Below are 7042 nucleotides of genomic sequence, written 5' to 3' on the forward strand. Positions count from 1 at the left end.
GAGATAGTTGTGAGATAGTTGTCGATGCAGCGGCTGACCAGGATTCTCCAGCAGGAGAAGTCGGGTTTGCTGCGTACGAACCAGAGAGCATTTTCCCTGTAGGTGTAGAGTAGGGCCTCCGCGTCTATGCGCGTTTTCCGCAATGAAAACGCCGCTGCACGCCTCTTCCRGGATACCCAGCGCAGGGAAAATGCTCCAGGTGGGAGCTGCGGAGGCGAGGAGTGGGAGAAGCGGCAGCATGGGTTTTTTTGTCCGGGATTTTTCTATCACGGATGGAGAGGGGCTACGAAATGATGGACAAAGCAGGTCCTTCGCGGTGCTCAGGATGACAGGGAAAGATGATTTGGTAAAGAAGCGGATTTCTCCACTCCCCTTTGGTCGACCACCCCCACCAGCAAGCTGGTCGGGGACCCGGCGCTACGAAATGACAAACAAAAGCGGGTCCTTCGTCTGCGGCTCAGGATGACAAACATAAAAACGGTTCGCGCGTAGCGGGATAAATCACCCTAGCGAACGCGGTTCAGAACGCGACCGTCTCCCCCAGCCCCGCATACACATCATTCTTCTTCCACCGCTGCTGAATCAGATAGAACGCCCTCTCCCCCGTGCAGTGGCCCACGGCGATACGTTGCAACTTGTTCGTCTTCTCCAACACATCGAGCGTACCGTTGATCTGCTCGTCTGTATCCTGCACCAGGTGGAGTCCACCGAACAGCATGTACACATCCGGCTTCGCGGCGCCTGCCGTTGCTGTCGCAATGATCCTCTCGATGCCCGGATGCGAGCATCCTGCAATCACCACAGGGCCTTTTGGCGTATCCAGCACCATCGATACCTCCACCAGTCCCTTGAACGCCGGCTTGTCCGAGACCAGCGTCACCAGCCGCACGCCCGGCATCACCGTCATCGTCTCTTTGACTACCGTCATCTTCGTATCGCTGTATCCCTTCCAGTCGGGAATATGCGCCGGCGGATTGCCGTTGAAGTAACGATGGTCCTTTTCGAGCGTAGGCTCGGGATGTGCCGCAAGAAACTGCTGCGGAACCTCGTGCCCGCGAAACACGACATCATCGGGAACGAACAACGCAACGTCAGGATTCAGGCCCAGCACATACCGCAACCCCGACGTGTGATCGCCGTGCGAGTGCGAGATCACCACCATGTCCAGATGCGACAGGTCCACATGCATGCGCTTCACATTCGCCTGCAGAATCGCCGCGCTGTCTCCTGTGTCGAACAGAATGCGCTTGCCGTTGTACTCGATCAGAGCCGCATAGCCCCAGTCCAGTTGCAACTCCGGCTTGCGGCCGAATGCATCTGTAAGAATCGTCACCCGGTTCTCCGCGCGGCAAACCGCCGCACCAAGAATCAGAACCGCCATGGAAGCCAAGATTGTCCGGTACAACACGCGAGTCAACATGGTGTGGGCCCTGCTTTCTCAGATCAAGTAAGTTGGATGCGGAAGTGTCTGAAGGCCTATCTAAACACGCCGCGCGCTCCGCGGCCAGCCTTAATGGACCAACGGGCTCCAGACTATTCGTTTTCTGAGCGCACGGATGCCCATCCCCCAATGCTTTCGGGCGGGCACTATAAGCGCTGAAGGCGCGCTCTATACCAGCCTGGGGCAACGCCCCAGGTCTCAGTGCCCACACGATGTTAAAGGGCTGAAGGCCCGCTCTATAACTCTGCAGCGAAGGCAGGTTAGTGCTAATGCGGGAACGGGTAGGAGCGGTGGACTTTAGTCTTCGCTTTACGGTCAAAGAAGTTGGGCTTTCCTTTCCCAGATGGGTTTCTTCAGCCATTAGGCATGAGGATTATAGATCGGGCCTTCAGCCCTCAGACCCCTCTTAACTATCCGAGACCTGGGGCGTTGCCCCAGGCTGGTATACAAGTTCGCTGGGGACCCCGGACATGGCTATTCCAGTCTTACGGAGAATTCGTCATCTCAGCAAGATTCATTAAGCTGCTACTTCCCGCGCTCCTGTCGGTGCCGTCTCGGCATTGCCGGTTGATGCGAAGGTCTCGGAGTAAGCGTAGTTGTGCTGCCGAATAAGCTCCCCATCCCAGGTATTCCAATCTGTCGGATAGGTGAATACGTAGCTGTACAGGCCGGTCGTCTGCACATAGCTGACCTGGTTGTTCTGCATCAGGGTTACTTTGTTTTGAAGCGCAGCTTGCAGGCTGTTGTTGGGCATGGGATTAGGCCCGGGTGAGGGGAAAAGTAAAAAGAAGTTCGTCATATTAAGGGTTGGGTTGACGTTCGTGTCCGTTGCCCAGACATGTGGAATGGCGTCGTTCAGATTGAAGCAGGGCACATAGTTGGATGACGCATTCAGAACGTCCGCCAGTGCCTGGTTGCCGGCTGCGAACGGCGCAAACGTGAAGGACTGAATACTGGAAGGAAGGGTTGTGATTGGTTGCTGATTGTTCAGGAACTGGAAGGCAATCCAGCATGCCGCCAGATAGGCAACCGTCCCACCAAGACTGTGGCCGGTGATGAGCAAAGGAGTTGTCGCGTTAAATGATCCGGAGATCGACTGCAGGTAGGAAGCAAGGTCTGTACCACCCTGGGTAAGTTTGGCGTTCATCTGCATCAGGGCGCCGAAGAGCGCTGCCTGGGCGCCAATGGCTACCTTGGCTCCGCTGACCGGCTCGAAGCCGGCCCAGAACTCGCAGCAAAAGTCCTCCAGTTCATCGGGAGCACCATGGGTCCCCTGAATGACCAGGGCATATTGGTTCGTTGTCGTGTTCTGGATGACAGCCGAATAATCCTCGCCGATCGAGCTCGGCTGCCATACGACTGTCCAGGGCGATGGTGGATTGGGGTTGGAAGATACATGGTCGATCCAGTCACAAAGGCTCCACGCAAGTTGCGAGCCTTGAGGGAGACTGGAAATAGAAGCCTGCTGTTTTTCAGATGTCATTGCAAAGGTTCCTCTCGTTGAATGGGACGTGGAGTTCCTGAATTCAGCCGAGACCTAAGCGAAGAAGTTCGTAAGTAAAAGGGGGGCAGATGAGGTACTTCAAGAGCGTCCAGATGTAGTTGCTCCGCTGGATCTCGGAGCTCCGTAGCCATACACGCGGATGTGGCTAAGGAGGTGCATCCGACAGCTTCGGCCTTTTCCTGGGGTGGTGTCAAGATCGGGTTGATGAAAGTTTTGTAGGAAAGATGGTTGGTGACGGTGGAGAAGCAGGTCCTTCGCGTAGCTCAGGATGACAAGCAAAAGACGGTTTGGGGTGGTTGCGGGTGGGAGCAGCGGACTTTAGTCCGCTGATTGAAGGTCTCAAATGATTGATGGGCTTTCAGCCCTGGGCTCTCTCTGAGACCGACACAAAAAGCCCAGGGCTGAAGCCCAATTTTCTTTAGAGCTAATAGACCGTGGGCTAAAAGCCCACGGCTCCCACCCATCGCGCATAGCGCGAATCGTACCCCAGTGGCTAAAGCCACTTTATTTGAATGACTTGATGCGGCACGGCTGGAAGCCGTGCCCTTAAGCAAAACATTCGCGCGGACGCGCGAATACCCAGGTCCCTTTAGGGACCCGGGGCACCCGGTGTATGGGTTACTTAGCGGGGGAGGATCTCCGCGATGCTCTTCATGTCTGCCAGGTTGCGGTCTTCCAGCAGGGCGAGCAGTTGTTGCAGGTAGCCGGGGCTGTGTTCGACCGTCTTGGAGAAGGACTGGACGGTTTTCACAACTGCTTTCTCATCGAACTCAGATTGGCGGCTGCCGGAGATGCCGATCAGCAGGCCATGGACCAGGACGTACTGGCCGATCAGCAGGGTGTATTCCTGAAAGATTGTCTTTGGCGTGGAATGGGCGCTGGCTTCGCGGCCGAAAGGGAACAGCGTTCTGAAGATGTAGTTCAGCAGGTAGTTCTCGAGAATGTGCGGATGCTGGTCGAGGAACGGTTGGCAGTAGGCATTGTCGGCGTGCTGGTAGCGTTCCAGGTCCTGGGCGGCCGTTGATTCCGGTGCGTAACCGATGCCGGCGAGGAAGTCCTGGAAGGATTCGTTGAATCGCTTTGAGTTCACGCCGGAGCGGTTGGCAAGGTCAGCGACGCGGAGAACGAGATCCAGTTGCGCGGCGGGGTTTGCGGGCAGATGGTTGAGCTCCGTCCGGAGAGTTCCCTCGTCGACGATCTGCTGGTAGCTTTGGATGATCTCCGCCACCTTCGCTTCGCCCTCAAGCGAAGTCACCTCATCGAGCTGCTTACACATCATGCCCAGGAGGAAGATCCGCTGCCAGAGGGGACGGCTGCGATCGGTAAGCAGGTCGCCCATGCATAACCGGACCTCGGTGAAATAGCCGAAGGGTTTGTGAGGCGAGTCGGGTCCGTTCTGGGCGAGCTTGGAGAACTGGTCGGTGCGGTAGGGAACGGCCGGGCCATCGGTGTGGCGGTTCGCAAATCCTGGATCCAAGAGCACCATGCGCGCTGCCTCGGGGCAGGAGAGATACAGGGAGACTTCGAGCTGTCCTTCCACCTGATTGAGGGCGCGGGGATAGGTGGAGCATGCGGCCGACAGGTAGTCGTGGCCATGCTCCTTGTGGATGCCGCAGAGACGCTGTGCCGTGAAGAAGGGGCACTTCTTGTCGGCGGTCATCTCGATGCTGGCGTAGAGGTTATCGCTGGGAGAGCCTGGAACCTTACGGACATGGGTATCGACGGCGGACCGGATCTCGCTGACAGGCAGCAAACGGTAGAACTCATAGGTCTGTTTGTCGACGGGGACAGAGAATCCGTTGCAGCAGGTGTCATCGCAGGCCCCGCTGATGCATTGGAAGGCCTGTCCGTAGAGAGGCTGAGACGGTAGAGGTTGACGTTGACGTGGGATAGCGCGGCTCACGGGGTGAGGGAGTGCAATTTTTGGGCCGTCGATGGGGTGAGTGGATCAGAGGTCTCTAATCTCGGGGGGTGCGCCGCTCGAACCATTTTTGTTTGTCATCCCGAAGGGATCTGCTTCTCTCAAAGGCTGTGGCCTCCTTACCCACCCTAGCGTTGCGAGGGCGGGGCACCCGGTGAATGACAAACGAAAGACGGTTCGCGCAGGCGCGAATACCCAGGTCCCTTTAGGGACATCACCCCAACGAACACGTTCGTCGGGGACCCCGAACCTGGGGCACCCAGTGCATGGGTTGGGCGCTAGCTCTTCAACAGCTTCTGGGCCGTCTTCTGATCGGTGATCAGGACGTTGATCAGCTTGCCTTTGATCGCCGCTTTGATGGCGGTGAACTTGGCAGGCCCGCCGGCGATGCCGATGATCTTGCTGACACTCTTGAGCATCGGCATCTCGATGCCGATGACGCGGTTGAGCAACGGAGAGCGGATCAACTCTCCCTGTTCATTGAAGAACTGCAGGCAGATGTCTCCGACAGCGCCTTTCTTCTGCAGCGACTCAAGCTCTGCCATGGTGAAGCTGTTGCCGCTGCTTTCGAGCAGGGCCGATGGCTTGAGGGCGCCGATGCCGACCAGTGCGAGATCGAGCGTTGGGAAGGTCTCGATGGTCTCTCGTACGTACGGCTCCTGCAGCAGCAGGTCCCGTGTTTTGGAGCTGCCAGTCACACCTGGAGCCTGCAGCAGAACGGGAGTCGCACCGATCAGACGAGAGAACTGATTTACGAGCTGGGTAGCGCGTGACTGGATGTCGGGCGTTCCGACGCCGCCGAGCATTTGGATCACGCGTCCACCCTCGGCGCGATTGGTCGGGTGGAGCTGATCGACCATGGCGAGCAGGTGGCGGCTCCAGGAGGAGATGCCGATGTTTTCCTTGGGGCGCAGGGTAGATTCGAGCAGGAAAGCGGCAGCGGCGCCAAGCTCCTGAATCATATGGAACTCGTCATCCGGGCAGTCGACGATGACGACCTCGCGCAGGCCGAAGCGGCGTTCCAGCTGCTCTTCCATCTCGGCGTACACGCCGCCGGGAACATCGACGATGACGCGGACCACGTTCGCCTCGCGTGCCTTTTTCAGAAGACGGGAGACGGTGGACTGATGGATGCCGAGCATTTCAGTGATGTCCTGCTGCCGCACCTCGTGTACATAATAGAGGCGGGCGATTTTAACCATCAGTCGGGTTTCATTGATGCGTGGCATATAAATTTATGTCTGCATAATATTACACGTGAGGTTGGTCGAAGCTTTGTCTTCCATGGTTTCCCTCGCCCGGGTGCCCCACCCTCGCAACGCTAGGGTGGGTTGAGATGCCCAAGAATTTCGACAAGCTTCGATACTCGAACATCTCACTCATCGCTGATTACTCCAACGAGTACGTTCGTCGGGGACGTTTTGGATATTTAATCTGTGCCACCTTTCCCACCCTAGCGTTGCGAGGGTGGGGCACCCCGACAGGGAAATAGAGAAAAGAAAAGGCCCGCTCTGGTAAGCGGGCCGAGTGTTGTGATGTGTCTAGAAAGATCAAGCCTCGGCGTGATGGTGATAAACATCCCATCCCATATAGGTCCCCAGAGCCTCTGCTACCGGCTCGGCACAGTGGCTTCCATTCATCGCAGCATGATGCTCAAACCCGTTCTTGCAGATCACATGCATCAGCTTCTGCAGCTTCGGCACATGCGCCACGGCGCGGGTCCCAAAGGTATTCAATGGATCATCCGTAAACAGGCCATTGCCAACATAAGCGCGAATCTTGCCTTGGAGATCATCGGTACTGACGCGGCCAAAGGTGAGGGGGCCGGCAGGCGTGCGGCCTTCGAGAGCTCCGACGGTGTTCTGCTCTCCAAGGACAGTTCCGAGGATGGGAGCGGTGCCGATGCGGATGTCGGGGAGAAAATCCTTCGCCCAGTTGCCGCAGTGGAATAGGACGCATTTGTCCGGATCGTTGCCGTAGTTGTTGTTCCAGTCGACCAGCGCCGAAGGCTTCTTGCTGGCGAGTTGCAGGGCATACATGCTGACCACACCGGCGATATCGACCTCGCAGGCCGAGGGTAGCATCTGCTCGCTCATCATCGACATGATGGTGCAGACGTTGACGCCGAAGTTCTTCTGCATCGACGACCAGCATTGAATGGCGGTCGCGGTCAGGC

The 7042-nt window shown here is 57.3% G+C and carries 5 protein-coding genes; all 5 read right to left on the reverse strand.

Going from position 1 to position 7042, the window contains the following annotated elements; translation table 11 throughout:
• Positions 1–520 precede the first annotated feature (520 nt).
• Positions 521–1333: an MBL fold metallo-hydrolase gene (locus tag AB4043_RS13240; RefSeq protein WP_442307247.1), complete on the reverse strand. Its 813-nt coding sequence runs from the start codon at positions 1331–1333 to the stop codon at positions 521–523.
• A 625-nt stretch (positions 1334–1958) separates the two neighbouring features.
• A complete protein-coding gene (locus AB4043_RS13245; protein WP_442302405.1) occupies positions 1959–2924 on the reverse strand; it encodes a lipase family protein in 966 nt (321 codons plus the stop codon).
• Positions 2925–3567: 643 nt separating this feature from the next.
• Positions 3568–4848, reverse strand: coding sequence for a flagellin lysine-N-methylase (gene fliB, locus AB4043_RS13250; protein WP_442302404.1), 1281 nt, complete (start codon positions 4846–4848; stop codon positions 3568–3570).
• Between the two features lie 296 nt (positions 4849–5144).
• Complete coding sequence (locus tag AB4043_RS13255; protein ID WP_442302403.1) at positions 5145–6068, reverse strand: sugar-binding transcriptional regulator; 924 nt, start codon at positions 6066–6068, stop codon at positions 5145–5147.
• 348 nt (positions 6069–6416) lie between these two features.
• Positions 6417–7042: L-fucose/L-arabinose isomerase family protein (locus AB4043_RS13260; RefSeq protein WP_442307248.1), on the reverse strand; the 626-nt coding region annotated here is incomplete at its 5' end.

This window comes from Terriglobus sp. YAF25 (assembly GCF_052113305.1).
Lineage (GTDB): Bacteria > Acidobacteriota > Terriglobia > Terriglobales > Acidobacteriaceae > Terriglobus.